General features: G+C 58.0%; 29 protein-coding genes and 1 pseudogene. 15 read left to right on the top strand and 15 right to left on the bottom strand.

The features are described from left to right. Window positions 1-366: 366 nt before the first annotated feature. From AC2FMM_RS03390 to AC2FMM_RS03375, 4 genes are all read right to left on the bottom strand, one after another. Window positions 367-1,146 carry a methyltransferase domain-containing protein gene (locus AC2FMM_RS03390; RefSeq protein ID WP_496795784.1) on the bottom strand — a complete coding sequence of 260 codons (780 nt, stop codon included), beginning with the start codon at window positions 1,144-1,146 and terminating at the stop codon, window positions 367-369. Between the two features lie 223 nt (window positions 1,147-1,369). After that, the gene (locus AC2FMM_RS03385; protein ID WP_093964968.1) at window positions 1,370-1,942 is read right to left on the bottom strand and encodes a carboxymuconolactone decarboxylase family protein; all 573 of its coding nucleotides are present in this window, start codon (window positions 1,940-1,942) and stop codon (window positions 1,370-1,372) included. A gap of 522 nt (window positions 1,943-2,464) precedes the next feature. Further along, window positions 2,465-2,668, bottom strand: coding sequence for a hypothetical protein (locus tag AC2FMM_RS03380; RefSeq protein WP_058283652.1), 204 nt, complete (start codon window positions 2,666-2,668; stop codon window positions 2,465-2,467). 236 nt (window positions 2,669-2,904) lie between these two features. Beyond that, window positions 2,905-3,660: a helix-turn-helix transcriptional regulator gene (locus AC2FMM_RS03375; protein ID WP_170343062.1), complete on the bottom strand. Its 756-nt coding sequence runs from the start codon at window positions 3,658-3,660 to the stop codon at window positions 2,905-2,907. A gap of 165 nt (window positions 3,661-3,825) precedes the next feature. On the opposite strand from AC2FMM_RS03375, the gene AC2FMM_RS03370 reads away from it, so the two are divergent. From AC2FMM_RS03370 to AC2FMM_RS03350, 5 genes are read left to right on the top strand one after another with little or no spacing between them, the layout of a single operon-like run. Then, complete coding sequence (locus tag AC2FMM_RS03370) at window positions 3,826-4,926, top strand: ABC transporter ATP-binding protein (RefSeq protein ID WP_254432852.1); 1,101 nt, start codon at window positions 3,826-3,828, stop codon at window positions 4,924-4,926. 34 nt (window positions 4,927-4,960) lie between these two features. Beyond that, window positions 4,961-6,124, top strand: a complete 1,164-nt coding sequence (locus tag AC2FMM_RS03365; RefSeq protein WP_093962198.1) for an ABC transporter substrate-binding protein — start codon at window positions 4,961-4,963, stop codon at window positions 6,122-6,124. Window positions 6,125-6,162: 38 nt separating this feature from the next. Further along, complete coding sequence (locus tag AC2FMM_RS03360) at window positions 6,163-7,014, top strand: ABC transporter permease (RefSeq protein ID WP_093962199.1); 852 nt, start codon at window positions 6,163-6,165, stop codon at window positions 7,012-7,014. A 7-nt stretch (window positions 7,015-7,021) separates the two neighbouring features. After that, the gene (locus AC2FMM_RS03355) at window positions 7,022-7,843 is read left to right on the top strand and encodes an ABC transporter permease (protein WP_093962200.1); all 822 of its coding nucleotides are present in this window, start codon (window positions 7,022-7,024) and stop codon (window positions 7,841-7,843) included. 18 nt (window positions 7,844-7,861) lie between these two features. Then, window positions 7,862-8,620, top strand: a complete 759-nt coding sequence (locus AC2FMM_RS03350; RefSeq protein ID WP_093962201.1) for an SDR family NAD(P)-dependent oxidoreductase — start codon at window positions 7,862-7,864, stop codon at window positions 8,618-8,620. Window positions 8,621-8,807: 187 nt separating this feature from the next. Here the strand turns inward: AC2FMM_RS03350 and AC2FMM_RS03345 are convergent. Together AC2FMM_RS03345 and AC2FMM_RS03340 are read right to left on the bottom strand one after the other, a co-directional pair. Next, window positions 8,808-9,356 (bottom strand): annotated as a pseudogene (locus AC2FMM_RS03345) (IS6 family transposase); the annotation flags it as partial. 54 nt (window positions 9,357-9,410) lie between these two features. Continuing rightward, window positions 9,411-10,115, bottom strand: coding sequence for an IS6 family transposase (locus AC2FMM_RS03340; RefSeq protein WP_170340517.1), 705 nt, complete (start codon window positions 10,113-10,115; stop codon window positions 9,411-9,413). 159 nt (window positions 10,116-10,274) lie between these two features. Here AC2FMM_RS03340 and gltS point away from each other — a divergent pair, with 159 nt between their 5' ends. Beyond that, window positions 10,275-11,504, top strand: coding sequence for a sodium/glutamate symporter (gltS, locus tag AC2FMM_RS03335; protein WP_170340515.1), 1,230 nt, complete (start codon window positions 10,275-10,277; stop codon window positions 11,502-11,504). 71 nt (window positions 11,505-11,575) lie between these two features. On the opposite strand, the gene AC2FMM_RS03330 is transcribed toward gltS, so the two are convergent. The 9 genes from AC2FMM_RS03330 to AC2FMM_RS03290 all read right to left on the bottom strand — a co-directional run bounded on the left by AC2FMM_RS03330 (window position 11,576) and on the right by AC2FMM_RS03290 (window position 17,817). Beyond that, window positions 11,576-13,243, bottom strand: coding sequence for a complex I subunit 5 family protein (locus AC2FMM_RS03330; protein ID WP_170340513.1), 1,668 nt, complete (start codon window positions 13,241-13,243; stop codon window positions 11,576-11,578). 28 nt (window positions 13,244-13,271) lie between these two features. Further along, window positions 13,272-14,705: a complex I subunit 5 family protein gene (locus AC2FMM_RS03325; RefSeq protein ID WP_496795783.1), complete on the bottom strand. Its 1,434-nt coding sequence runs from the start codon at window positions 14,703-14,705 to the stop codon at window positions 13,272-13,274. 41 nt (window positions 14,706-14,746) lie between these two features. Then, window positions 14,747-15,067 (bottom strand): NADH-quinone oxidoreductase subunit K, encoded by a 321-nt coding sequence (locus AC2FMM_RS03320; protein WP_217355050.1) that lies wholly within the window; start codon window positions 15,065-15,067, stop codon window positions 14,747-14,749. After that, entirely contained in the window at window positions 15,067-15,756 is a 690-nt protein-coding gene (locus tag AC2FMM_RS03315) for an MnhB domain-containing protein (RefSeq protein WP_170340508.1), read from the bottom strand. The genes AC2FMM_RS03320 and AC2FMM_RS03315 overlap by 1 nt, the downstream gene beginning before the upstream one ends. After that, window positions 15,749-16,024 (bottom strand): Na(+)/H(+) antiporter subunit B, encoded by a 276-nt coding sequence (locus AC2FMM_RS03310; RefSeq protein ID WP_170340506.1) that lies wholly within the window; start codon window positions 16,022-16,024, stop codon window positions 15,749-15,751. The genes AC2FMM_RS03315 and AC2FMM_RS03310 overlap by 8 nt, the downstream gene beginning before the upstream one ends. Beyond that, complete coding sequence (gene mnhG, locus AC2FMM_RS03305; protein ID WP_170340504.1) at window positions 16,012-16,311, bottom strand: monovalent cation/H(+) antiporter subunit G; 300 nt, start codon at window positions 16,309-16,311, stop codon at window positions 16,012-16,014. The genes AC2FMM_RS03310 and mnhG overlap by 13 nt, the downstream gene beginning before the upstream one ends. Beyond that, window positions 16,301-16,573 (bottom strand): MrpF/PhaF family protein, encoded by a 273-nt coding sequence (locus tag AC2FMM_RS03300; protein ID WP_170340502.1) that lies wholly within the window; start codon window positions 16,571-16,573, stop codon window positions 16,301-16,303. The genes mnhG and AC2FMM_RS03300 overlap by 11 nt, the downstream gene beginning before the upstream one ends. Window positions 16,574-16,577: 4 nt before the next feature. Beyond that, window positions 16,578-17,096, bottom strand: a complete 519-nt coding sequence (locus tag AC2FMM_RS03295; protein WP_170368208.1) for a Na+/H+ antiporter subunit E — start codon at window positions 17,094-17,096, stop codon at window positions 16,578-16,580. A gap of 298 nt (window positions 17,097-17,394) precedes the next feature. Next, on the bottom strand, window positions 17,395-17,817 hold the full coding sequence (locus AC2FMM_RS03290; RefSeq protein WP_496795782.1) for an ion channel: 423 nt from the start codon (window positions 17,815-17,817) through the stop codon (window positions 17,395-17,397). Window positions 17,818-18,231: 414 nt separating this feature from the next. Between AC2FMM_RS03290 and AC2FMM_RS03285 the strand changes: the two genes are divergently transcribed. Genes AC2FMM_RS03285 through AC2FMM_RS03245 form a run of 9 tightly spaced genes read left to right on the top strand, consistent with a single transcriptional unit; the run spans window position 18,232 to window position 25,359 of the window. Continuing rightward, window positions 18,232-19,575, top strand: a complete 1,344-nt coding sequence (locus AC2FMM_RS03285) for a Na(+)-translocating NADH-quinone reductase subunit A (protein ID WP_170404241.1) — start codon at window positions 18,232-18,234, stop codon at window positions 19,573-19,575. 5 nt (window positions 19,576-19,580) lie between these two features. Further along, window positions 19,581-20,795 (top strand): RnfABCDGE type electron transport complex subunit D, encoded by a 1,215-nt coding sequence (locus tag AC2FMM_RS03280; RefSeq protein WP_170340495.1) that lies wholly within the window; start codon window positions 19,581-19,583, stop codon window positions 20,793-20,795. Then, the gene (locus AC2FMM_RS03275; RefSeq protein ID WP_170340493.1) at window positions 20,792-21,574 is read left to right on the top strand and encodes a Na(+)-translocating NADH-quinone reductase subunit C; all 783 of its coding nucleotides are present in this window, start codon (window positions 20,792-20,794) and stop codon (window positions 21,572-21,574) included. The genes AC2FMM_RS03280 and AC2FMM_RS03275 overlap by 4 nt, the downstream gene beginning before the upstream one ends. A 25-nt stretch (window positions 21,575-21,599) precedes the next feature. Next, window positions 21,600-22,280 carry an NADH:ubiquinone reductase (Na(+)-transporting) subunit D gene (locus AC2FMM_RS03270; RefSeq protein ID WP_170340491.1) on the top strand — a complete coding sequence of 227 codons (681 nt, stop codon included), beginning with the start codon at window positions 21,600-21,602 and terminating at the stop codon, window positions 22,278-22,280. Continuing rightward, a complete protein-coding gene (nqrE, locus tag AC2FMM_RS03265) occupies window positions 22,277-22,885 on the top strand; it encodes an NADH:ubiquinone reductase (Na(+)-transporting) subunit E (protein ID WP_170340489.1) in 609 nt (202 codons plus the stop codon). The genes AC2FMM_RS03270 and nqrE overlap by 4 nt, the downstream gene beginning before the upstream one ends. A 1-nt stretch (window position 22,886) precedes the next feature. Continuing rightward, window positions 22,887-24,113 (top strand): NADH:ubiquinone reductase (Na(+)-transporting) subunit F, encoded by a 1,227-nt coding sequence (gene nqrF / locus AC2FMM_RS03260; RefSeq protein ID WP_170340487.1) that lies wholly within the window; start codon window positions 22,887-22,889, stop codon window positions 24,111-24,113. A gap of 4 nt (window positions 24,114-24,117) precedes the next feature. Then, window positions 24,118-24,300: a hypothetical protein gene (locus AC2FMM_RS03255; protein WP_170340486.1), complete on the top strand. Its 183-nt coding sequence runs from the start codon at window positions 24,118-24,120 to the stop codon at window positions 24,298-24,300. A 2-nt stretch (window positions 24,301-24,302) separates the two neighbouring features. Then, entirely contained in the window at window positions 24,303-24,698 is a 396-nt protein-coding gene (locus AC2FMM_RS03250) for a CBS domain-containing protein (RefSeq protein WP_170340485.1), read from the top strand. A 10-nt stretch (window positions 24,699-24,708) separates the two neighbouring features. Beyond that, window positions 24,709-25,359: a cytochrome c3 family protein gene (locus AC2FMM_RS03245; protein ID WP_170340483.1), complete on the top strand. Its 651-nt coding sequence runs from the start codon at window positions 24,709-24,711 to the stop codon at window positions 25,357-25,359. Window positions 25,360-25,434 lie beyond the last annotated feature (75 nt).

The raw sequence follows: 25,434 nt of genomic DNA, 5'->3' as shown, positions 1-25,434 counted from the left end.
ACCCAGCATCTGGACCGTATTTGGTGGACTGTTCGGTAGGACCAAGAGAGGCTTCCCCGAAGCCCGGAAGCCGCGGCCTACAGCTGACGATTTTCACGCTGAACGCGACTATATTAATGACGTGATCTGGAGTAATCCCGATGCGTTTTCGAGTGAGCTTGACGTGCAGAACATGGTGAGTCTTTATCCAGGAAGGTTCTGACGACACTTGGTGACAATCGGCCGAATAAGGCGATTAGATCACGCCAAATGCAGCTGCAAGCTGGAAGTGGCAGCCACGCACCTGTGTTGTAGCCATTGAGTAAGTACCAATACGAGACTTTCATGAAGCCCGCGAAAGAACCCAGGCCGATTTACTTAGCTCAATCACCCCTTTTTGCGCACCACGACAACAAATTGGGTCATCGAAAAGAAGAAGCGTCCAGTCCTTGCAAGGCTGAGCTGCTCATCAAACCACGATTGCGCAACTGCGGGATCAACATGGTCATTTGCGACAGTGTATTGCTTCATGAGGTGCATCATCATGATTGCGAGGCCATCAGGCTTCAACTGGTGATCCGTCATTGTGAACGACAAGACATCTTCCACACGGTCGCCGCGAGCCTTTATCAGCGCGGGCAGTCTTTCCGGGACGGAACCACTCACAAAGTGCTGGTTCCAGGATGTCAGCATCTTTTGCATTCTGTCGGGCTCATCGCTGAACCAGATCAAGCTGCCAAAGTGTAGATCGCTGATGACGAGGCGCCCGCCGGGTTTGACGCACCGCAGCGTGTCAGCCAACGCACCGTCTACGTCTTCGATGTACTCAAAGACCTGTACCGAGACGGCCTTGTCAGCACTCTCATCCTCAATGGGCAAGCTATTTGCGGCACCAGCACGAAACTCCACGTTTGCGTAGTCGCTGCACCGTTCTCTAGCAGCTGCCGTCATGTCAGCGCTTGGGTCGATCCCGATGACATAGCCATCCAAGCCAACTGCCCGGGCCAACTCAACTGTTAACATCCCGTTGCCACAACCGATGTCCAAAATAGTTTCACCAGGAGCCGGGCACAGCGCATCAAATGAAGCCTGTCTTCGCCGCGTCAGTTCTGCGCCTTGATAGGCGATTTCAAGTAATTTCGTTGTTTCAGCGTCAAATTTAAGCAACTCTCCACCCTTACAAAGCCCACATGCCCCCAAAACCTAATCAGAAATTGAGTTATCTACGAAAAGCAGGACGGATCGTTGAGGCTTGAACATGGATCCACCAACAATAAATGAATGCGCCGACTTGATCCGACGAATGATTTAACCCCGAGAGCGAAGGACGCATCTGCCGCTCTATCGGACCAGCTTTTCGTGGCGTTTCGAACGTTAGAACAACATCAATTCAAGGGATGTCGAGGCCGTTCTCTCGTCCGAAATCGGTATAGAAGCTGTCACTGCGGCATCGGTTTAAAGTGGCTTCGTCCGCTTCTCTTGGGTCGGTGCCAGGGCTTTGGACACCTGTTCCTTCTATGAAGCGGTTCACGAGATTAAAGACACCGCAAACTTGGATAGCATCGAACAGCGCACTCTCCGACCAGCCTGCCGCGTAGACTGCTCTAGCGTCGGCTTCTGTCATTCGGGATGGTGAGACAGTGAGCTTTTCAATGTATGCCAGCAACGGTTTGAGGTGATCCTCGACGGGCGCCGTATCGCGGTCTTCCATCAGTGCCTCGATTGTCTCGACTTCAATACCGTAGGCTTTGGCGAAAACGATGTGCGCCCCATGGCAATACGCACAAGCATTCAATCCCGAGACATAGGCCGCAATGAGTTCACGTTCAGCGACCGAGAGGTCGCTCTCGCCCCTCATCACAAGGCTTTCGTACGCACAAAGCGGAGAAAGTTTATCTGGAAAGGCTTGATAGACACTTCCAAGTGTCGCGTTCTCCGGCAGAGATGGAAACAGGCGTTTCATTTAATTCTCTTTCAATCTTGCTATGGATTACGTTTTCTCAAAGTGAGGAACCAACGTTGTTTACGCAACCTTAAAGCAATTTCGGGTTCCGCTCAGAGATTCTGTTGGGATACTGCGAACGGTAAGTTTGCCAGACGACACCCCCAACTTGTTGCTGCTTGGTTAAAGGCAATTTCATTTGAGCCGTTCTCGTAAATTTGCAAAGTCAGCATTCTGCGCAGTATTGACGTTCGTGCAGAAAGCAGCATTGGTTACTTTGGGCTCAGAGCAGCCGTTTGCCGGGTTCTGTCTGAGTGACCGCTACGCGGACGAAGCGGTCTGTGGTTCTCCAATCAAATCGGCCGACCTTAAGTTTACAGTACACGGTTGTGGAGAGTGAGAAGGATTTGTTGTCTTCACTTCCGGAAGTATAGTGTCTCAATTGGCACCCTTATTGCATGCTGAGCAGGACGTTATGGCTCACGAGCGTCCAGATACCTTCCGGTTAAGCCCTTTTGAGTGTCAGATGGTATCGTCCCAAAATTAGGTTGTTGGTTGTTCGGGTGCGTCACCTAGAGCCAGCAGCAAAAGAATAGCCAAAAGAGGTGATCCAACCAGACCGATCAGGAACCAGATCAAACCGGATCGGTTGCGCCGCCCTGCCATCGTGATCGGCAGGATATAAAGCCAGATCACGACAACCAGCAAGATGAGCATAAAAATCAACTGGATAACTGGTGCGTCCACGAAATTTTGCCTTTCGTATCTTGACGCCATTTTTACAACGGCTGATCCGGTTAGATAGACAATGGCCCGAAAGCGTTTTCGGGTATTAATTTAGCCCAACATGGGTCCCGGGCGTCCCAACCCTCTCCCTTTGCGTTCCTTGGCTATCAGACAGTGCCGTCCAAATGTTTGGTGTTTTCCGGGTCACAAGGTAGCAAGGTCGGCAAAACGGATAAAGTGGGTGTTCAAGGAACCTTTTAAAGCGCCTTTTCAATGAACTTTGAAAAAAGCTCACCCTGCGAGTTGATCCTAAGTTTCGCGTAAATGTTGCGTCTGTGGATGCGGACTGTGCCTGGAGAGATGCCGAGAATTGTGCCAACAGCTTCTGCCGAATGGCCCTTCAATGTGAACTCAACGACTTCTCGTTCTCGTGGCGTCAGAACGCCATCGCCAAATGCCTGGAATGCTAGATCAACGCGACGACTAACGCCATTCGCTGCGGCGCCGCGGGCCATCGTTGGAAAGTCACTCCAATGTTTGCAACAGGCTGCCCGAACGAGCGGCCATAGAGCGTGCAAATGACGAATTTCCTTGGCGGAAAAAGGCTTCTCTGCTCGCATGAGCGAGACCACAACCATCCCAGCGCCTGGGATATCGATAAAGTAGCCAATCTCCTCTGCTAACCCAGTCCTTTTGTAATAGCTGCGATAGTATTCGCCCTGATAGAACCTGTCCGGTGCGATATCGCGCATGCGGTACAGACCCGGTGTTATTGGTTTTGTCGCGGCCAAAAAAAATGGATCAAGTACGTAGGGCCCGGCTTGGTAATCCTCAACAAAAATACGCCGTTTGCTTTTGGGGAAATCGTCGTGAAGGTCTATTGGTGCTTCGGTTCCAACATGGCCAAACACCACCGTAAAATCAAATGGTGCGACCTGCCGTAAGCCATCTGCCAAAGCACATGGAAATTCTGGGGTTCCGATCTTCTCCACGACCCTGCCGGCCTCTTCCATCCAATCGTACACACGCCGCTCCAGATTTTCGAAAAGCACCTCTGTACCCCAATTGTGGTATATACAGTTATTCCGAGTTATTGTTACTTTTTCCTTGTTTGAGTGGTATGCCAACAAATGCCAAAAAATCAAGCAAAAGGAAAACGGCAGTATATGAGCTTTGACATGAGCGTCACCATGCAGACGATTGCGGAACTCCGAGGAGTGACCAAGACCTTCGGGAATGTGGTCGCCGCCAAAGACCTGAATCTTTCCATTGGGAAAGGAGAGTTCCTGTCGTTCTTAGGCCCATCTGGTTGCGGCAAAACCACTGCGCTTAGAATGTTGGCAGGTTTCGAGAAGCCAACCGAAGGTCAGGTGTTGCTCGATGGAGAAGTCGTCAACGACTTGGATGCGCACCATCGCCCAGTCAACATGGTGTTTCAGCACTATGCTCTTTTTCCTCACCTAAGCGTGTTCGACAACATCGCGTACGGCCTGCGCCAACAACGACCACGCGTAGACAAACAAACAATCGCGACAAAGGTTGAGCAAGCGCTGGAAACTGTCCGTCTTGGTGGGTTTGGCCCACGTCGCATCTGGGAGATGTCTGGTGGTCAGCAGCAACGCGTCGCTTTGGCGCGTGCGATCGTAAACGAGCCCAAGCTTTTGCTGCTTGATGAACCAATGGCTGCTCTGGATCGAAAGCTTCGAAAAGAAATGCAGTTTGAACTGCAGAACCTGCAACGACAACTAGGGATAACTTTTGTCCTCGTCACGCACGACCAAGAAGAAGCGCTTTCAATGTCCGACCGAATTTGTGTGATGGAAGGCGGCAGTATTGTGCAGGTTGGCAGCCCACGCGAACTCTATGACATGCCCCGCAGCCGCTACGTGGCTGGATTTGTAGGCACCTCAAATTTCTTTGATGCAACTGTGACTGACTCAGCAACCGACCAAATCACTGTGCGTTTAGCGAGTGGCCAAAAGGTGCACGGAACTCCGGAGATTCCAATAGATGCAGGGCAGGAAGTGTGCGTTAGTATCCGTCCTGAACAGATCACGCTGACCCGCGCGCTACCCACAGCTGAAATCGCTCTGCCAGTTACCATTCAAAATCGGATCTTCCTTGGGGAGCACACAGAATACCTTGCGCGCAACGAAGCACTGGGTGATTTCCATGTACTTGTGCCAAGGCAAGCGGAATTGAACGAGGGGACGTTCAATGCAGGAGAGCAGGCCTTTGTTTCATGGGGCGAAGGCGCACTGCTGATCCTGGAAAAATAACAAATCCCGCAATCCAACAACAGAGAGGTTCACAATGACCAAGGATAATGGGACTATTTCCAAGCAAAAGTTCATGGAAGAGCTTCGCCGGTACCAAAAGGGTTCGGTTACACGGCGACATTTCTTAGGCGTGACAGGTCTTGGGATGGCAACGGCCGTTCTGGGCACTGCCATTCCTGGGTTGCGTCCACGCCCGGCATTTGCTGCCGGGGACATTGGCGACCGAGTGATCCTCGCCACATGGCCGAACTACCATGACGAGATGAACTTCGAAGCCTTCACGGAAGCCACTGGCGCCCATGTTCAGGTCAATGTTTTTGGCTCGAATGAAGAGATGTTGGCAAAACTACAGGCTGGAGGGTCTGGCTGGGACGTTTTCGTTCCAACCAACTACACGATCACTACGTATGTGGGTGAAGATCTGATCATCCCGCTCGATACGTCCAAACTGCCAAACTACGACGCAGGTTCATTCGAACAGCGCTTTTCCGATGCCGGTTCTGTCGATGGCCAGCTTTACGCGGTCCCAAAAAACTGGGGCACGACTGGCTTTGCAGTGAACACCAGCAAGCTTGACGGCGCTCCGACTCCAACCACATGGAAAGAGTTCTGGGACCTTACTATGGAAGGTTACTCAGGCCGGACAATGGTGCATGATTACCAACTCACCACCATCGGTAATGCCCTGAAATACTTCGGCTACTCCTTCAACTCGGTCGATGAGAAGGAACTGGCGGATGCCGAGAAATTGTTACTGGATGCCAAACCGCATCTGTTTGCAATCTCGTCGGATTATCAGCCACCGATGCGTAACGGTGACGCCTGGATGACGATGTGCTGGACAGGTGACGGCAAGCAGATGAATGTCGACATGCCTGAAATCGCCTACGTTCTGGGAACTGAGGGCGGTGAACTCTGGTCCGACTACTACGCTATTCCTAAGGGCGCACCCCATATGGATGCCGCTTATGCCTTGATCGACTTCCTGCTGAACCCGGAAGTTAATGCGAAAGAAGTCCTCGCCCACGGCTATCCATCGGCTGATGCTCGCACCAATGCGTTGCTGCCGAAGGAACTACTGGAAGATCCGATCCTTTATCCGGCAGCTGACCTTCTGAATGCACTCGAGTTCGGCGCGGCGGCTACACTAACCGATCCAAACCGTGCCGAGTTGCTCGCCCGCTTCAAGTCGGCCTAAGCGGCAAGGCCGCCAATATCGGAAAAGACGAGGACAAAATGACCGAACGAGGCAGAAAAGCACTGTTGCTGGCTCCAGCAGGAATATGGCTTTTGGTAATGCTAGCCCTTCCTCTGCTGGTCGTCTTCGTCTTTTCCTTTGGCGAACGGGGGGCCGCCGGAGGCTACGTTCCAGCGTTCACGTTGGAACAATATGCCAACCTTCCTGCGCGATGGACGGCGTTTAAGAACACTTTGATCCTTGCACCTCTGGGGACTATCGCTGCGTTGGTAATTGCCTACCCGCTCGCCTACTTTCTTGCAGTGCGTTGTTCACCAAAGTGGAGAACTTCGCTGTTGATCCTAGTGATCGTGCCGTTCTGGACATCGATCCTGATCCGGTCATACGCTTGGATTTTCATCCTTGGGGGGCGTGGCTTGCCCGCTTTACTGGAGTCGATCGGCATCGATGATATCCGCCTGATAAATACGCCGTTCGCTGTGCTTGTCGGGATTGTCTATGGGTATCTACCTCTGATGGTTTTCCCGATTTTTGTAAGCTTAGACAAACTGGATAAACGCCTTCTGGAAGCATCGGCTGATCTCGGCTCTACCCCATGGCGTACGTTCCGTCAGGTGACACTTCCTTTGTCGGTACCTGGTATCGCAACTGGCTGCATGCTGGTCTTCATCTTGCTGATGGGCGAGTTTCTGATCCCAGCGATCTTGGGCGGCGGAAAGGTCTTTTTCGTCGGAAATGCGCTGGTGGACCTGTTCCTGCAGTCTCGGAACTGGGCGTACGGATCGGCGGTCGCAATGACTCTGGTTGTCGTAATGCTTGTCACTGTCTCAATTTACATGAAATTCATCTCGCGCCTGGGTGGCCAGCGCGAAGATGTCTCGCTGATGTGAGGGTCCGATGCGCTTATACGCGATTTGCGTCTACCTTTTTCTCTATATTCCAATCGGCATCATCGCGCTTTTCAGCTTTAATGCCGGACGACACGCAAGCCAGTTCATGGGGTTCTCGACCCAATGGTATGGTAGAGCGCTGAACAACCCATTTGTAATGGACGCGCTCGAGACCAGTCTGCTTGCGGCATTAATAACTGCTTGCCTCGCATCCACTCTCGGAACCATGGCGGCCATCGCTTTACAAGGGGTTAAGGGATGGCTCCGAACTTTGTTTGATGCGATGATTTATATTGCGATAATGATACCCGGTATCGTCATCGGCATCGCGACACTCATTGCCCTGGTCACCGTATTCGGCTGGCTAAACCCGCTTCTTGCAAGCCTATGGCCCGATGGAGCAAATCCCCCGCAACTTTCCATGGGGATGCCCACGCTTGTCGCCGCCCACACCATGTTCACAATGGCGCTGGTCATAATCATCGTACGTGCAAGGCTATCGGGTATGGACCGCGCGCTCATGGAAGCTTCGGCTGACCTCTTTGCGACGCCCTGGGGCACCTTTCGACAGGTGACCCTGCCGTTGATAGCACCGGCAATTTTGGCAGGCTTCCTGCTCAGCTTCACTTTCTCATTTGATGATTTCATCATCGCGTTCTTCGTAGCTGGCTCAGAAACAACCCTGCCAATCTACATATTCTCATCCATCCGGCGCGGCGTAACACCCGAGATCAATGCCATCGGCACTATGGTTATGGGCGCGTCGCTCTTGTTGCTCGTAGCAGCGCAGCTGCTTTTGCGCCGAGGCGCCTCAAAATCGAATAATTAAATAAAGGAGCCAAGTGACATGCGGCTTGCAGGTAAGGTCGCGCTCGTGACGGGCGCGGGATCAGGAATTGGTCGGGCGGGTTCAATGGCAATGGCACAAGAGGGTGCGCATGTTGTGGTAACCGATCGCGATGCAACACTTGCTGAAGCCACTGTGGCCGCGATCGTAGCGCAGGGAAATCAAGCATCTGCCATACAGCTTGATGTGACCGATGACGATGCCCTTACCAGAACCATAGACGAAGCAGTTAAAAACTTCGGTCGGCTTGACGTGTTGCACTCTCACGCTGGGTTGCAGATCGAAGGAACGCTGGAAGAAGTGGAACCAGATGGAATGGATGCTTCTTGGGCATTAAATGTCCGCGCTCACTTCATTGCCGCGCGTGCAGCCGTCGCCCATATGAAATCACAAGGTGGAGGCAGCGTGATCGTCACGGCCTCCAATTCTGGGGTTCAATATGACCGGGGTATGATCGCCTATGCGACTACAAAGCACGCTGCTGTTGCGATGGTCCGGCAGATGGCAGCCGACTACGCTGTCCATGCAATCCGTTTCAATGCCCTATGTCCAGGATTTGTAGACACCCCTTTCAATGCAGGCTTCGAAAAGCAGATGGGAGGCCGTGCCAAACTGGAAAGCTACATCGAGCAGGCGATCCCCATGAGTCGATGGGCGACAGTTGACGAGATTGGCCATGGGATCGTCTATTTGGCTTCAGATGAATCCGCTTTTATGACGGGGCAAGCCCTGGTTATCGATGGCGGTGAATGCATTTAGTGATGGGTTAGACCGCTCAAGAGAATGTCTATCGCCGCAATTCATTTTGGCGAGCACATTTCAGTCCGCTTTGGGCTCGGAGCAGACTTTCGGCAGAATTCAGTAAATGTCGGCTACGCGGACAAAGCCGCCGGGGTGCTGTCAGACGAATTCGAACCAGTCTCAGTTTGCCGCGGAAACCGCGAACCTATCCGGAACAAAGCTGACGCCACTCGCTAAGAGCGGCGGCGCGGGTCAGCTTGAAGGTGTCTCGACTGGCTAGCGATCTTTCCTGGTTGAAGTGATTGTAGACGGAGGAATGGACGGAGGCGAATTTCTGTAGACTTCGCATGCGCCTGAAACGCTGCATCGCGCGTTCGCGTCGTCGAAACGGCAGGTGTGAATTCTCGGCGCGGTTGTTGAGCCACCTGCCCGTCTGTTGTTTTTCGAACGCGCCTATTTCTCTGAGCGCAGCCTTGTAGGAAGCGAAGCGATCTGTGACGACCTCCTTGGCGCAACCGTGCCGTTTCATCAATTTCCTGAGGAATTTTAGTGCTGCAGCCTTGTTTCGGCGCTTGGTGACAACTGCTTCCAGCACTTCACCTTCGTGATCTACTGCACGCCACAGATAATGTCGCTTGCCATTCACCTTTACGAAAACCTCGTCCACGTGCCACTTCCATTTCGAGAACGCGCGCAGCTGCTGCACACGCTTCCGTCGGATCTCAGCTGCAAACATTGGACCAAACCTGTTCCACGGTGCTGTCAGACCAATTCGAACCAGTCTCTGCCAGGACAGGGTCACTGCCTCTTATCCAGCGCAGAGTCCGCGCCATTCGGCGAGAGCGGCGGCGCGGTTCAACTTGAACTGGGGTCTGCTGGAGAGGCTGCGCTCGTGATTGAAATGGTTTGTGACGGAGGCATGGACGGAGGCGAACTTCTGTAGACTTCGCATGCGCCGGAACCTGAGCATCGCTCGCTCCCGTCGTCGGAAAGGCAGGTGTGAGTTCTCCGCTCGGTTGTTGAGCCAGCGACCTGTCTCCTGCCGGTCGCCTGCTCCGAGTTCCTTCAGAGCGGCGCCATAGGACCGGAGCTTGTCCGTCACGATTGCCTCGGGACGACCGTGCTTGCGCATTGCTTTCTTGAGAAATTTGAGCGCCGCCTTCTTGTCTCGTGTCTTCGTCACGAAGCTTTCCAGCACCTCGCCCTCGTGATCAACAGCCCGCCAGAGGTAGTGACGCTCACCGTTGATCTTCACGAACATTTCGTCGAGGTGCCAGCGCCACCGGCTGGATTTTTTCCCTCCGATCCGGCGTTTTCGGATCTCCGAGGCGAACATCGGACCGAACCTGTGCCACCAATATCGGACCGTTTCGTGGCTCACATCGACACCCCTTTCATGAAGGAGATCTTCGACATTCCTGAGCGAGAGCGGAAAACGGACGTAGAGCATCACCGCCAAGCGGATGATCTCCGGGCTAGTTTTGAAGTACTTGAAGGGACGGGATCTGGTCATGCAGGGACGCTAGCCAGCGGCCTGCCCTGCCTCAAGATAAGTTCCTCTGACACTACCTGAATGTGCCCTTCCAACAATACCGTTGCAATGATCCAACCCGCGGCCCTACGGTGGCGGCGACTAATCCGTTCAGCAATTTCGTGCTCGGGGGCACAGCTCATGGTCGAACCGATCGAGGTACACAGTTTCATTGCCATGACGCTCGGCATAGTCGTCTACTTTCTTGGAGCACAGCTGTCCGACCGGTTTCCGATCCTGCGAAAGTACTCTATCCCCGAACCGGTATCTGGCGGATTGCTTGCTGCGATTCTGACGCTTGTCGTTGTGACTGCGACCGGGCGCGAGGTGATTTACGACCTGGATGCGCGTGACTCCTTGCTGGTCTACTTCTTTACCACCATCGGGCTGAACGCGAAGTTTTCGGATCTGGTCAAGGGCGGCCCGCTGCTCGGCATCATGCTTCTTCTGACGATTGGCTACATGGTCGTTCAAAATGGCATCGGCGTTTTGGGCGCGTCGATCTTTGGCCTGCACTCGCAGGCTGGTGTCATGATGGGAACGACATCACTGATAGGCGGCCATGGCACCGCGATCGCGTGGGGCCCAGTGGTAGAGCAGCAATACGCGGTGGCGGGCGCCGCCGAACTGGGCATCGCCGCCGCGACGGTCGGTTTGATTCTGGCAAGCCTGCTCGGCGGCCCCATCGCCAACTACCTGATCAGCCGCGACAAGCTGGAACCGAGCACCGAGGAGCGCGCCGCCGCAGCTGGAGAAGAAAGCGCGGCTGAAAACGCCAGCACTGCCTCCTTCGGTGGCCCTACGAACCCCGGCCTGATGAGAGCCATCCTTTGGTTGCACATCTCCATTGTGATCGGCTTTGTCGCGGATGAAGCGCTGGACGCGGCGGGTTTGAAGCTGCCGTTGTTTGTGCCCTGCCTTCTTTCCGGCATCGTCATCGCCAATCTCGCTCCAAAACTGTTGCCGCGCATCAAGACACCTACCGGAACCGCGTCGCTGCAGCTGTTGCAGGACTTTTCACTGGCTGTCTTCCTGTCCATGTCGCTGATGAGCATGCAACTCTGGACCCTGGCGGGCTCGGCCGGTGTTCTGGCCTTCACGATGCTTCTGCAGACTGCCGCCGCTGCCCTGTTCATCGTTTTCGTTGTCTACCGAATGATGGGACGGAACTACTTTGCCGGCGTCATCTCGGCCGGGTTTGCCGGCTTCGCCCTCGGCGCAACGCCGACGGCGATCGCGAACATGACGGCGGTCACGCAGAAGTATGGCCCCTCGCCTCTGGCCTTCATCGTGCTGCCGCTGGTGTCGGCCTTTTTTGTGGACGTCGCCAATGCCTTCATCATCCAGGGGTTCCTTTCGGTTCTACCCTGATCCTGCGCATCACCGGAACGGTGCAAGAACTGCGGCGGGCGGACTTGCGCGGCGGTATCTGCAAATGACGTTCAGAAAGCGGCGGGCACGTCCGAACGGAACGCCAAGGACAGAAAAAGCACGGCGATGGTCAGAAGAAACACAACCCCGGCAATGGGCCAGTCCCGCAGTCGCAGTTCGCCTTGATGCAGCACCCGGGCAAGCGCAGCGCCAGAGCACCACAGAAAGGTTTCGAACGCGCGCAGGATGTCGCGCGGCTGTCCTCCTTCCGGGGATGAAACGTGGCGCCACACAAGGTTCCAGAGTATCACCGACAAGAGCACGCCCAGAATGGGCGGCCAGACTGACGGCCATACCTTTCCAGGCGACAGCGTCTCGACTCTGGCTTCACCGGCCAGTGGCAACAGCCAGATCAGGGATCCCGCGGCCAATTGTAGAGCTACCCAAGGCACCCACAGCCCCGGCTTTGGGGTATGGTCTTTCTTCAAAGATACTTGCAGATTGACCAGATAGCGCGCCATCAGAACCGTTGTGCCCACTGCGGCAAGCGACATGAGCGGACCAAGCCAAACGTACCACGAGGACACTACAGCTGCCCCTTTGAGGGCCGTTTTTGCCACGGCACCACTGGTCAGGGGCAACCCCGACAAGGCCGCGGCGGGCAACAGCAAGGTCAGGAAAACCGGGCCACGCCATCTGCCGGCATGATGCGCCATGCCGACGCCCAGAAACAGGGTCCCTTTGGCAAGACCGTGGTGGACGGCATACAAAAGCGCCGCCACGATCGCCATCGGCGCAGCGTCCGGAACGGCCAGCGCGATACCGATAGGAATGGTGATCAGCCCCATCTGCGAAATGCTCGAATAGGCCAGAACGGCCTTGGGGTTGTCCTTGGTCGAACCGACCAGGGCGCCGTAGAACGCCGCGGCCAAACCGGCGATGACAACCGCAATCCCCCAGTGCGGCGCGGCAACCGCTCCGATCGGCAGGAACCGCAACCACCCCAGCAATCCCGCCTTGATCATCGCGCCGCTGAGAACGGCGCTGGCGGGTATCGGCGCCGCGGGATGTGCCAGCGGCAACCAGAAATGTAAGGGCAAGGCACCCGCCTTTATCCCGAAACTGACCAGCACAAGTGCGATCACAAGGTTCGAAGCCGCCGGATCGCGGTAAGGCAGTTCCGTGAAGCCGGCGCCCGTGATCTTGATGACCGCAACGAAAAGAAGGGTCTCGCCCAGAATGGCGAGCGCGATGTAGACCCGCGCGGCGCGCCGGGCCTCGGCGCTGCCATCGTGGACAACAAGCCCGAACGAGCTGACCCCCATCACCGCGAACAGGACAAAGAAGCTGGCTGGGTCCAGGCAGATGTTGAGGCCAAGGCTTCCAGACATCGCTGTCAGGTAGAAAGCTGTGAACCGCCCGCGCCGGGGATCGTCGGCCAGGTAACGTGATCCGAACAGGCCTGCCAACAGCCACAGCAAGCTGGTGAACAAAAGGAAGGTTTGGCTGGTCTGGTCCATGCCAAAACGTGCGCCATCGAGCAGCACGGGAACGCTGACGGTAGTGCCCAATGGCACCAGGAATGCCGAGGCAAGCGCCGGAAGCGCGGCCCAGGCGGCCAGTCTTAGGCAAAGCCCGCGACAGGCCGGCAGCGCAAGCCCGGCGGCAAGCAAAAGCGGCAGCAACGGCACAGCAAGCAGAATTGCAGAATGGACCGATACGGGGGCAAGCTGGGTCATCGGCTGCCCCCTGGTTGCCTGCGCCACCTCATGACCCAGCCCCCCCGAACAGCTGTGCGGACAGGTCTGGTCCTTCGCTCACCAAGGCAAGCGGAGCGTTGGGTGTAAGGCCCAGGAGGCAGGCGATCACCGCAAGGACCAGCGCAGACCACTCCAGCCGGCGCAGTGTCGGCGCAAAGCTACGGGCGGTCCCTGGTGCAAACGCACATGACACGACGCGATAGACGTAGACGCCCGCAAGCAGACCACCGATCAGGATCGTTGCAGTCAACCACCACAATCCGCTTTGCAGCGTCGCTTCAAGAAGCATCCACTTGGCAATGAACCCGCCACTGGGCGGCAGGCCCATCAAGCTGAGGCCGGACAACCCGAAGGCAAGCATCGATACCGGCATGTGCGGTGCGATTTCACTCAGGTCGTCGATCCGGTCATGACCTGCCGCATGCAACATCGTGCCGGCGCTGAAGAACATCGCGGCCTTGGCGAACCCGTGCGACAGCGCAAAGTAAACCGCGCCGCCGTATCCAATGCCCTCTGTCGCGGTGACAAGCGGAAAGGCGACAAAAAGGTAACCGAGTTGGGCAACCGTCGAATAGGCGACAAGAAGCTTCAGCCTGCGCTGATAGCAGGCCAACAATGACCCCCACAGTATTGCGGCTGCCCCCAATGCACCAATCCAATGCAAGGCAGTGCCTGTCACCGCCGGCGCGAAGAGCTCGAACCACAATCGCAGCAGCAGGTAGAACGAAGCCTTGACCACCAAGGCTGACAGAATGGCACTGACCGGTGCGGGTGCATTGGCGTGCGCGGGTGGAAGCCAGAAGTGCAACGGGAAGACCGCCGCCTTCATGAGCAGTCCCGCCGTCATCAATGCTATGGCCAACCAGGTGATCGCGCCCGGTTCCATCACGCTGCCAAGCGCGACCAGGTCCAGCAGCTGGTGTTCGGCATAGAGAAGCGACACCCCAAGCAGGTAGAACAGCGAGCCCAGCAGGCTGACCAGCAGATAGCGCATCGCCGCGTTCAGCGCGGCCGCCGTGCCCGGCAATGACGCCAGCGCGACGGCGGCAAGGCCGACGATCTCTAGGGTGACGTACAAGTTGAACACGTCGGCAGACAGGAAAAGTGCGTTCAGCCCTCCCAGAAGCAGCAGCCAAAGGGGCCAGAAAAACCGTTGCTGCCTGCTTTCGGCGGGGAAATAGCCGGACGCATACACACTGACAGCCATCCCGACAGTTGCCGTCAGGATGAGCATCAGGCAAGCAAGCCCATCTGCCCTCAGTTCGATACCTAGTGGCGTTCCCCAACCGGCCACGTGATGCGTGACGGTCCCTCCGCCCCGGACCTGAACGACAAGCGTCACCGAGACGATGGCATTGATGAAGGCCGCGGAGAGACCGATTTTCGCCCCTAGGCGCCATGTCAAAAACGAGGCGGTTGCCGCTGCAAAGGGAAGCAGCATCACCCAAGCGATCCATGCAGGTTCGGTTGGTCCCGGCATTGCTATGTCCCGGCCTCGTCGTCCGTGCCGACCGACAGGCGCGTTTCACCCGTCACCTGATGCAGGCGGGTCGCCAAGGCAAGCGCCAGCGCCGTTGCACTGACCGCGACGACAACACCTGTAAGCACCATCGCGCGGGGAACCGGATCAGCGACGGAGGCGCTGCTTTCGCCGGATGATGCGATCAGCAGCAGGAACACGCCGGCATTGATGATGTTTAGGGCGATGATTTGCCGAAGCAGTTTGCGATCTGTGAAAAGACCGAAGAGGCCCAGACCCACAAGCATCGCGCCGGCGACGATGTAAGGTGCCAGGGTCGGCATCATTGCCCCTTGTCTCGCAATTTGTAGATTGGCGAGCCACCCAACGAGATCGCGGCCAACGAAAGCCCGATCGAGATGGTTGCAGCCAGTTCGATCGCAAGGATCACACCCTTCGCCAGTTCCGGGTTCAGAAACAGAAGGGTGCCCGAAGACAACAGGCTGATGGTCGCCAAGCAAAGGAACGCGCCGACCCCCATCGTCAACCCGACCTCGAGCCAGGGCCGCATCCGGGCACCGGGCTGCCACCCCATCAGCAGGGCCAGAACGCCACCTGCCGCAAGGATCGCCCCGGCTTGGAATGCCCCGCCGGGCGCTGTCGCGCCGACCCAGAGCAGGTAGCCCGCCGTCAACAGGCACATGGGCTGCAGGATCTTACCGGCCTCGCCCAGGACCGGGCCCGTGGAAACCAGCGTCGCGGGATCTGCACGCGCCGGACCAAGTGACCACATGCTGACAACGGCCAGAAACAAGACACAGGTTTCGAGGAAGGTATCGTAGCTCCGGAAGTTCAGCAGCACCGCCGTTACCGGATGGCTGGCACCGCTGTCGGGCAATCCTTCCATCACACGGTCCGCAAGCTCGCTGTTCCCCACGGGGAGACGCATCAGCGAAATCGCCAGTCCCCAAGAGATCGCGGCCGCCAACGCGCCGATCAACAGGCGCACCACGGGGGATGTGTCGTCATTCATTGTTCTGCCCCCCATCCTGCTGCGGCGGACTGCGCAGGCGCCGCCAGGCTGCAAGCAGAAGAACGCCCGTCAAACCGGCACTGATGGATGCCTCTGCCAAGGCAACGTCCGGTGCGTCGAGCCGCACCCATGCAAGTGCAACAAGCAGACCGAAGGCGATGAACAGCACGATAGCGGTGAACATCTCGTGGCTGGCAAGTGTTCTCCATGCCAACCAGATCAACGCCATCGCCAGAACGAGGTCGAAACTCAAGTTCAACGCTTCCATGGTTTCGCCCCCTTGCGAACCGCTGACTGGGCAATCAGATGGGCGGTCGTTGCTGCGCTCACCAGCACCAGGCCCCATATCAGCACCAGTTTCAGAGCAATCAGAAACTGCCCGGACATCACCGCCAGCCCCGCGACGATGAACCCCAATCCGACGTTGTCCGCTTTGGTCAGCGCGTGCAGCCGCGTGAAGATGTCCGGCAATCGAAGCATCCCCACCGTTCCGGCGAAAAAGAAACAGACCCCGATCAGAAGCAGGGGCAGCGCCAGCATCGAACTAGTTGTCATCGGTCGCTCCGCCGCTTGTCTCGCCGCGCACGAAGGCGATGGTGGTGATCGCAGCAAGCAGAGCCATGACCAGCGCGGCGTCTATCAAGGCGGGCAACCCGGTCGCGAAACTGGTCACCAGCAATACCGCAACCGCTGTCGTGCCGAACAGCTGCGCCGCCATCATCCGGTCTGCATCGCTCGGACCGCGAAACACCCGATACATTCCAGCAAGCAGGAACAGCAAAAGCAACAGGGCAATCAGCAGCAACAACGAACCCATTTCCTCACCCCGTCTCCTGCAGAAAAATGGCGGCTATCCGCCTTTCCAGTTCTCGAAGCTCCGAAGTGACCGGCATGCTGCCGTCCAGCACATGGATATGCAAAAGACGTCCGTTCAGATCCGCCGTCAGTGTCCCCGGAAGCAACCCTATCGTCCCGACGAACAATGCCGTCGCCCTCCCGGGGGGCAAGGTGGTCTGATACTCGACCATCGCGGGTTGGACTTCCCGTCCTCGAAACAGCACCAGCGTAGCGGTTGCAAGACCGCCGCGAAAAGACCCGATCAGAAAATAGGGAAGGAACCGAAGGACCCCGGACAAGCGCGCGCAACGGCCATTCAGCCGTCCAAGCCGATGGTTCGCGACCACAACGAACAGGACAAGCGGGGCACCTATCAGACATGAAGCCAGATCCCCACCTGCTAGCACCGACCAGATCGCCGCAAAGACCATGATCTGAGCCATGAACCCGCGCCACGCCGAAAAGCTCGCCTGTTGCATGCAGATCCCTTCATTCTTCGACATTGGCGCCATCTTGCCCGGACACTGTCGGTTTCGTTCTTCTGGCACCGATCAGCGCGGCAGTTCCGGGCCCTCGGAGGCCGATCGAATTGCGCCCACCCGCTTGCTGCGAACTCGTGCGAACCATCCGCCAAGTCGCAAGAAGCCGGTAGCTTTGGCATGCCGATTTCCTTGTCTGCGGTCGGGCTGGCGATGATCCAGTGCGTGAAACGTATTTTTCAGCGAGAACACCGGTCAACTCGGAGGCGAGCCAAAATGGCTCATTGGCGGTTCCCGGACCGGCAATGCGGCGAAACGGCCGTCAGAGTTCGAGGTCCCTAACGTATCGCAAGGAGACGGTCAAAGCCGCGGTCATCAGCCCGAACATCAGGAAGCCGTTTGCACCCGTCATCCCGCCTAACAGTCGGTATTCAGTCGGGACAAGCACATCGCCCAGTCCAAGCGTCGTGTATGCAATCAACGAATAGTAAAAGGCCTCTTCAAGCGTTCCAAACACGTCCGCCCAAGTGAATACGAAGGCCCAGAGCCATACGCCCAACGTGACCATCGTCATGGCCGAAAGAATGATCAACATGATGGCAAGCAATGGCTTGGCAGGAAAGGTCGGGCGCCTCAGCCATGGCTCCATCGCCGCTATCAGCCTGTCCATCGCCCACCAAACCAGGACACCACAGATCAGCGATGCAAGGGTGATGAAGGAACCAAGTATCAACTGGTAGATCATGTACTGCATCCTCCGGGACCGATGCCTGCCCCCTGCGACGAGATCCGCTCGGCGACCTGTGGGCACTCTCGCACCATCTAGGAAACGGGCGGCCTGGACTTGTCATGTTGAGTGAGCAAGAGCCCGATTCAGGGACGGCGGCCATAGCCGGCCAACCTGCTAGTCGTCGTTTTCGGACCCCATCCTTAACGTTCTTTCCTGCTGGACAAACACCCGAGCCAAATCGGCTCGCCCGCACATTGACCGGTATCGTCACCAAAAATACGCTTTTCAGGAACTCCGGCAGAAGACCGGAGCCAGTTAATTGAACTGAAGAACAGCCTTGATGTATCGCGGCGTGACTACCCGCTGCATTGTCAGTTTTGCAGCCCGGCTTGAGTATCGGGCGCGGGGAGAAGAACGCTGCCACATCACGTGAAAAGCACGAAGGGCCTGGATTTGCCGATCGGCGGGGCGCCTCTGCAGTTGATCGAAGATGGGCCAGAAGTTCACTCGGTTGCCATTCTCGGGGCGGATTACAACGGTTTGGAGCCGAAAAAGCTGGTCTCGGAAGGAGATCGGGTCGTGTTGGGCCAACCGCTTTTCCAGCAGAAGAGAGACCCGTCGATCCAGTTCACCGCACCGGCGAGCGGTGTCGTTACCAACATCCACCGTGGTGAAAGGCGCGCCCTCAAATCCTTCGTCATCGCGGTCGACGGGGCCGGCGACCCGGGCGCCGACACCCGCAATGAAACCGGAAGCGATGCATCGCCCGACACGCTGCGGGCGCGGTTGCTGAAGACAGGTCTTTGGGTTGCGTTCCGCACCCGCCCGTTCAGCCGCATTCCCGCGTCCGACGCGGTGCCCCGGTCGATCTTCGTGACCGCCTGCGATACGCGCCCGCTGTCCGCAGACCCACAGGTCGTGGTTGCCGAACACGCTGGTGCTTTCGCGTTGGGGCTCGACCAGCTTGCCAAACTCGCCTCGGGAAACGTCTATCTTTGCACCGGTCCCGGATGGTCCGGTCCGACCGGGACCGCGGCGTCAGTTCGGCATGTCGTGTTCGACGGGCCGCACCCTTCCGGACTGCCGGGAACCCACATTCACAGTCTGGACCCGGTCGGCCCCGAACCCGAGGTCTGGCACATCGGATACCAGGATGTCATCGCGATCGGAAAGCTGATTGGCGAGGGCGTGATCTGGACCGAACGCGTGGTCGCGCTTGGCGGAACCGGCTTCAGCAGGCCCCGTTTGGTGCGCACCCGGCTTGGCGCGGACGTCATCGAGCTGACGGCAGCAGAGTTGGCCCCCGAAGACCCGGGCAACGATGCGGCCCGGCTCGTTTCCGGTTGCGTTCTGAGCGGCCGCCACGCACGCGGCGCCGAAGCCTACCTTGGAAGATACCACCTGCAGGTTTCGGCTGTTCCGCAGATGCGCCCCAGTCGCTGGCGGCCGTGGGCGGAACCGAGCAAGAACCGGTTCTCGTTCGGGAATTTCCTGTCCGGGTTCCTTTCCACCCCTCGGTTCACCACCGACCAGAATGGCCGCGCAACAGCCATGGTGCCCATCGACGCGTTTGAAAGAGTGATCCCCATGGATGTGCTGGTCGCGCCGCTTCTGAAGGCCCTGCTCATCCGGGATACTGACCAGGCGCAGTCTTTGGGCGCCTTGGAGATGGACGAAGAAGACCTGGCTCTGTGCTCCTTCATCTGCCCGGGCAAGAACGACTATGCCGCGGTGCTGCGCCACAACCTCGAAGCGATCGAAAGGGACGGTTGATCGGGATGGCGGAACCGAAATCAAACACAGGCGGCAACGCACGGGCCGGGTCAAGTCGGGAAACGGTCGACCTGATCGACGAGCTGCGCCTTCGGTTGGTGTGGCGTTGGACGATCCCTACGGTTTCGGCACCGCATGTGCGGGATGCCAACAGTATCGACCGACTGCTAAACCGCTTCATAATAGCCACGCTGCCCTGCTGGCTGATCGGAATGTGGAATCTCGGTGAACAAATCGCCGTGGGAATGCACATAGCCGGCATCGACAACTTGCCGGGGTGGCGGGCAGCACTGATCGAAGGGATCGGCCTGTCGATCGACCCCGAGAGCCTGGTGTCGAACTGGCTTCACGGGTTCCTCTATTTCCTTCCTGTATTCCTGACCGCCCTGATCGTCGGCGCGTTCTGGGAGATCGTGTTCGCAGCCCGCCGCGGGCGCCCGCTGGACGAAGGCGTCCTCTGCATCGCCTGGATATTTGCCCTGATTTTGCCTCCAACGGTCACATTCTTTCAGGTCGTCTACGGGATGACCGCCGCAATGATCGTCGGGAAGGCGGTTTTCGGCGGAACCGGGCGGTATCTTGTCAGCCCGGTGATCCTTGGGGTTTGCATCCTGTTTTTTTCCTACTCCAGCGTCCTGCACGGGCCAGATGTCTGGATTCCGCTTCCGGGCTACCAGGAACCGACGACCCTCGAACTGGCCATCCTCGAAGGCGGCGTGCCTGCCCTGACCGCGGTCGACTACAGCTGGTGGCTGTTGTTCGTGGGCAACCAGCCCGGACCGTTCGGCGTTACCTCCGTTCTGGGGTGCCTGCTTGGTGCCGTGTACCTCCTTGCAACCGGCTCGGCCTCGTGGCGGATCATGGCCGGATCGCTGGCCGGGCTGATCATTTCGGTTGTCCTTATCGCCTTGATCGCGCCCGCAGATCAGGCCGCATTGCAGACGCCGTGGTATTGGCACGTGGTTCTGGGCGGTTGGGCTTTTGGTACGGTGTTCCTTGCCACGGACCCGACCGCCGCGGCCACGACACGTCCGGGGCGGTGGGCCTTTGGTTTCCTGATGGGCGTCGTGACCATCATTGTCCGCCTGACCAACCCCGCCTACTTCGAGGGGGTCATTTTCGCCATCCTGCTTGCGAGCACTTTCGCCCCTCTGTGTGATCACTTTGTTGTCGAGCGCAACATCAAGCGGCGCCAGGCCCGGCTGGAGCGGGAACCATGAACCGCGATGCGTTGCGATCCCTTTTGGTCCTGGTCGGCGTCGCGCTGGTCTGTTCGATCCTCGTCAGCGTTTCGACGATCACGTTGCGCCCCATTCAGGAACGCAACGAGGCCGTGCAGAGGTACAGGAACGTTGTGTCGCTGACCGGGCTCGTGGCGCCCGGCGCAGATGACGACACGATCCTCGAGGTGGTTGCACAACTTGACGCGCGGGTGGTGGACTTGGATACGGGCGAGTTCGCTTCGGATTTGGAGCCCGGTGACATCGATGCGCGGTCCGCCGTGAACGATCCCGACCGCAGCACTGCCATTCCGGCCGAAGCAGACACCGCACGGTTGGGACGCCGCCCCAACCACGAGGTGGTCTATCTCGTCTGGCAGGATCAAACCCTGAGCCGGATCATCTTCCCGATCAGCGGTCAGGGGATGTGGTCCACCATTTATGGCTTCATCGCCTTGGAAGATGACCTGAACACCATTGCAGCAGTCAGCTTCTACGAACAGGCGGAGACCGCCGGGCTGGGTGACCAGATCGAGGACCCGGACTGGCAGGACCAATGGCAGGGCCGGAAGATGTACGGCCCGAACGGCGAGGTACGGTTCCGTGTGGCCGGTGGCGTCGTCAGCCCGTCTTCTGCGGCAGCAGCCTACGAAGTCGACGGCTTGACCGGTGCCACGATAACCGGGACCGGCGTGACGAATTTGGCCGATTACTGGTTTGGCCCGCACGGGTACGGGCCATTTCTGAAACAAATCGGCGTGGGCGCGCCAAAACGATGAAGCGTTCGATGTGGGAGATCAGAGAATGACGGTTCGGTCGACACTCTTGGACCCGGTCTTTGAAAACAATCCGGTTCTGCTTCAGGTTCTCGGTGTCTGCTCGGCCCTTGCGATCACCAACTCGCTCTACACGTCTCTGATCATGGGGGTGTCGCTGACGGCGGTTTGCACCTTCTCGAACGGTGTGATCTCGGCGCTGCGCCACTTCATCCCAAGCAACCTGAGGATCATCATTCAGATGACCGTCATCGCCACCGGGGTCGTCGTGGTGGATCAGGTATTGAAGGCCTACGCGCCGGATGCGGCCCGAACGCTTTCGGTCTTCATCGGCCTCATCGTCACCAACTGCATTGTCCTTGGCCGCGCCGAAGCCTTTGCCGCCAAGAACTCTGTCGGCATGAGCGTGCTTGACGGCATCGGCAACGGATTGGGCTACACCGCCGTGCTGGTCGTCGTGGGCACCATCCGCGAGCTGTTCGGTGCCGGCACACTGCTTGGGGTCACGATCTGGCCGGTGGCTGCAGATGGCGGCCTGTTCGTCCCCAACCAGCTCATGCTGTTGCCGCCAAGCGCCTTCTTCATCATCGGCTTCCTGATCTGGGGATTGCGGACGTGGAAACGCGAGCAAAGGGAAGCCCCGGAGTTCGACGAAACCAAGGTCCGGCCCGAGCAGCTTCCCGAACACGCGAGGAGGCACGTATCATGACCAACCTCTTCGACATCTTTCTTCGTGCGGTTCTGATCGAGAACCTTGCGCTTTCGTTCTTCTTAGGCATGTGCACTTTTCTGGCGGTATCCAAGGAAGTGCGCACGACCATCGGTCTCGGGATCGCCGTTGTCGTGGTCGAGACGATCAGCGTCCCCCTCAACAACCTCATCTACAGCCTGTTCCTGAAACCCGGTGCGCTGTCTTGGGCAGGGCTGCCCGAGCTGGACATGAGCTATCTGGGACTGATCAGCTACATAAGCGTCATCGCGGCCATGGTCCAGATCCTCGAGATGGTCCTGAAGAAGTTCGCGCCGCCCCTTTATGCGTCACTGGGGATTTTCCTGCCACTGCTGACGGTCAACTGCGCGATCCTGGGGGCATCGCTGTTCATGGTGCAGCGCGACTACACGTTCGTCGAAAGCACGGTCTACGGGTTCGGCGTCGGAACAGGCTGGGCGATCGCGATCGTCGCGCTTGCCGGGCTGCGCGAGAAGATGCGCTATAGCGAAGCGCCCGAAGGTCTTGAAGGATTGGGGCTGACCTTCATCACCGTTGGGATCATGTCGCTGGCGTTCCTGGGCATTTCAGGGATTGAGTTGTAAGATGGCCGGCACCGAAATCATCGTCTCCGTCCTGCTGTTCATGGTCATCGTGTCGAGCCTCGGGGTCCTTGTGCTCCTTGCCCGGTCGCGCCTTGTTCCCCAGGGCCAGATTACGGTGAACATCAACGACAGCCGTGACATCAAGATGGATCCGGGGGGCAAGCTGTTGGTCGCCCTGGGCGACAGCAACCTGTTTCTCGCGTCTGCATGCGGCGGCGGCGGCACGTGTGGCCAATGCAAGGTGCGGGTGCTCGAGGGCGGCGGCGAATTGCTGGCAACCGAAAAGTCCTTCATCAACAAGAAGGAGGCTGCAACCGGTTTGCGCCTCGCCTGTCAGGTCAGCGTCGACAACGACATGAAGATCGAGGTGCCCGACGACGTCTTTGGGGTGAACCGCTGGACCTGCACGGTTCGCTCGAACGAGAACCTGGCGACCTTCATCAAGGAGTTCGTCCTTGAACTGCCCAAAGGTGAGAAGATCGACTTCCGGGCCGGCGGTTACGTCCAGATCGAAACATCTCCCTACTCCCTTGATTTCAGGCAGATCGATATTCCGGGCGAATACAGGGAAGACTGGGAAAAATACAAGCTTCTCGACCTGAAATCGAATGTGACCGAGTCGACGCTGCGCGCCTATTCGATGGCGAACTACCCTGCCGAAGACGACATCATCATCCTGAACGTCCGCATCGCGACACCGCCGCCACAGGCGCCGGACGCGCCACCGGGAATCGTCTCGTCCTACATCTTCGGCTGCAAGCCCGGGGACAAGGTTGTCGTATCCGGCCCCTATGGCGAGTTCTTTGCAAAAGAGACGGACGCCGAGATGGTCTTCATCGGTGGTGGGGCGGGCATGGCGCCGATGCGGTCCCACATTCTGCACCAGTTGCGCACGCTGAAGACAAAGCGGAAGATCAGTTTCTGGTACGGCGCGCGCAGCCTGCGCGAGGCGTTCTACGTCGAAATGTTCGACAAGTTGGCCCGCGAACATGACAACTTCTCGTGGCATCTTGTGCTGTCCGAACCGCTGCCCGAGGACAACTGGACCGGGCTGACGGGGTTCGTCCACGAAGTGCTCTATCAGGAGTATCTGTCTAAGCATCCCGAGCCCGAGGACTGCGAGTACTACATGTGCGGCCCGCCGGTCATGAACGAAGCGGTGATCGACATGCTCGACTCGCAAGGCGTGGACGCCGAGAACATCATGCTGGACGATTTCGGAGGGTAATCGAATGGAAGTCCTGCTGGCCACATTCATCCTGTTCTTCATCAGCATGCTGATCTTGGTTGGCATCCAGGTGCTTCGAAACGGTGAGCTGCCAACCGGCTGCACCCCCGGCGGGTGCCAGCGTTGCCGCAAGGATTGTCCGAACAAGTCGGCGTCGGCTTCAGGAACCGACGAGGAAAGGGGCTGATCATGCGTGTGCGCGACTACATGACCCGGACCGTCATCTCGGTCAAACCGGACACAGAGATTTTGCGAGCTCTGCACCTAATGCACGCGCACGACATATCCAATGCGCCAGTAGTCGACGACAGGGGCGCGCTTACCGGCATCCTCAGCGACCGGGACTGCATAAGGGGCGTTCTGCAGGCCACCTACCATTCAGAACTTGCGGGGCTCGTCGGCGATTTTATGGCAAGCGATGTCAAGACCGTGGGCCCGGACGAAGGCCTGATCAGCGCCACCCGCAGCCTGCTTCACCTTCCGCACCGGCTTTATCCGGTCGTTGCCGGTGGCGATCTGGTCGGCGTGATCAGCCGGCGGGACATCATCGCCGCATTGACGGATCGCTGGCAGTGGTCGAGTTGATGGGTGACGCATGAAATTCTGGCGCAAAATCTCGAAATTCAACTCGGTCCGAAGCCCGATGGCGGCCGTGATGTTTGCGGTGGTCAGCATCCTTTCGGTGGGTGTCTGGCTGGACGGAACACAGGCTCAAAGCCTTCGGAACCTGCCGGAGGCAAAACACACCGACGGCGGGCCGGAGGCATGCCTGACCTGTCACGGCGGCCCGGAGATGACGCTTATGGCCGAGACACCGCACGGGGACGCGGACAATCCCCATGCGCCCTATGGTCAACAGGGGTGCGAGTCCTGCCACGGCCCGGGCAGCTTTCATGTTTCAAGTGCCCGGGGGGGTGTCGGGTTCCCGCCTCTCAACGATTTCAGCTATGCCGGGCGGCCCAAGGAGGGCCAGTTCGACACCTGCCTGGGTTGCCACGCCAACACGTCCGGGGGGCGCCTGGGCATAGGTTGGTTGGGCAGCTCTCATGATGTCAGCGGCATGACCTGCTCGACCTGTCACGAGGTTCACGCGACCGAGAACCCGTTGGCAGAGCTGGCAGGGCAAAGAGCCCTTTGTGCAAGTTGTCACGGGCTGACAAATTCGAAGCACGAAGACTTCGAAAACAACGGGATACAGATCGAAACGCTGCAATGCGCAACATGCCACGACCCGCATGATCTGTGATCAAGCGTCGGATATCCGCGCAAATGCCGGGTGTACGGAAGCCGTGGAAGAAAGCCACTGAATGCAGTTTTGCAG

The organism is Ruegeria sp. BHSC043, from assembly GCF_059612985.1.
The sequence above is the reverse complement of the archived record's forward strand: the minus strand, read 5'-3'. Positions and strand labels throughout refer to the sequence as shown.

Coding starts and splice junctions, on each gene's coding strand:
- AC2FMM_RS03385 (WP_093964968.1), bottom strand. CDS start 1,942: ATGAAACGCCTGTTTCCATCTCTGCCGGAGAACGCGACACTTGGAAGT.
- AC2FMM_RS03375 (WP_170343062.1), bottom strand. CDS start 3,660: ATGGAAGAGGCCGGCAGGGTCGTGGAGAAGATCGGAACCCCAGAATTT.
- AC2FMM_RS03370 (WP_254432852.1), top strand. CDS start 3,826: ATGAGCGTCACCATGCAGACGATTGCGGAACTCCGAGGAGTGACCAAG.
- AC2FMM_RS03365 (WP_093962198.1), top strand. CDS start 4,961: ATGACCAAGGATAATGGGACTATTTCCAAGCAAAAGTTCATGGAAGAG.
- AC2FMM_RS03360 (WP_093962199.1), top strand. CDS start 6,163: ATGACCGAACGAGGCAGAAAAGCACTGTTGCTGGCTCCAGCAGGAATA.
- AC2FMM_RS03355 (WP_093962200.1), top strand. CDS start 7,022: ATGCGCTTATACGCGATTTGCGTCTACCTTTTTCTCTATATTCCAATC.
- AC2FMM_RS03350 (WP_093962201.1), top strand. CDS start 7,862: ATGCGGCTTGCAGGTAAGGTCGCGCTCGTGACGGGCGCGGGATCAGGA.
- AC2FMM_RS03340 (WP_170340517.1), bottom strand. CDS start 10,115: ATGACCAGATCCCGTCCCTTCAAGTACTTCAAAACTAGCCCGGAGATC.
- gltS (WP_170340515.1), top strand. CDS start 10,275: ATGGTCGAACCGATCGAGGTACACAGTTTCATTGCCATGACGCTCGGC.
- AC2FMM_RS03330 (WP_170340513.1), bottom strand. CDS start 13,243: ATGACCCAGCTTGCCCCCGTATCGGTCCATTCTGCAATTCTGCTTGCT.
- AC2FMM_RS03325 (WP_496795783.1), bottom strand. CDS start 14,705: ATGCTGCTTCCCTTTGCAGCGGCAACCGCCTCGTTTTTGACATGGCGC.
- AC2FMM_RS03320 (WP_217355050.1), bottom strand. CDS start 15,067: ATGCCGACCCTGGCACCTTACATCGTCGCCGGCGCGATGCTTGTGGGT.
- AC2FMM_RS03315 (WP_170340508.1), bottom strand. CDS start 15,756: ATGAATGACGACACATCCCCCGTGGTGCGCCTGTTGATCGGCGCGTTG.
- AC2FMM_RS03310 (WP_170340506.1), bottom strand. CDS start 16,024: ATGGAAGCGTTGAACTTGAGTTTCGACCTCGTTCTGGCGATGGCGTTG.
- mnhG (WP_170340504.1), bottom strand. CDS start 16,311: ATGACAACTAGTTCGATGCTGGCGCTGCCCCTGCTTCTGATCGGGGTC.
- AC2FMM_RS03300 (WP_170340502.1), bottom strand. CDS start 16,573: ATGGGTTCGTTGTTGCTGCTGATTGCCCTGTTGCTTTTGCTGTTCCTG.
- AC2FMM_RS03295 (WP_170368208.1), bottom strand. CDS start 17,096: ATGTCGAAGAATGAAGGGATCTGCATGCAACAGGCGAGCTTTTCGGCG.
- AC2FMM_RS03290 (WP_496795782.1), bottom strand. CDS start 17,817: ATGATCTACCAGTTGATACTTGGTTCCTTCATCACCCTTGCATCGCTG.
- AC2FMM_RS03280 (WP_170340495.1), top strand. CDS start 19,581: ATGGCGGAACCGAAATCAAACACAGGCGGCAACGCACGGGCCGGGTCA.
- AC2FMM_RS03275 (WP_170340493.1), top strand. CDS start 20,792: ATGAACCGCGATGCGTTGCGATCCCTTTTGGTCCTGGTCGGCGTCGCG.
- AC2FMM_RS03270 (WP_170340491.1), top strand. CDS start 21,600: ATGACGGTTCGGTCGACACTCTTGGACCCGGTCTTTGAAAACAATCCG.
- nqrE (WP_170340489.1), top strand. CDS start 22,277: ATGACCAACCTCTTCGACATCTTTCTTCGTGCGGTTCTGATCGAGAAC.
- nqrF (WP_170340487.1), top strand. CDS start 22,887: ATGGCCGGCACCGAAATCATCGTCTCCGTCCTGCTGTTCATGGTCATC.
- AC2FMM_RS03255 (WP_170340486.1), top strand. CDS start 24,118: ATGGAAGTCCTGCTGGCCACATTCATCCTGTTCTTCATCAGCATGCTG.
- AC2FMM_RS03250 (WP_170340485.1), top strand. CDS start 24,303: ATGCGTGTGCGCGACTACATGACCCGGACCGTCATCTCGGTCAAACCG.
- AC2FMM_RS03245 (WP_170340483.1), top strand. CDS start 24,709: ATGAAATTCTGGCGCAAAATCTCGAAATTCAACTCGGTCCGAAGCCCG.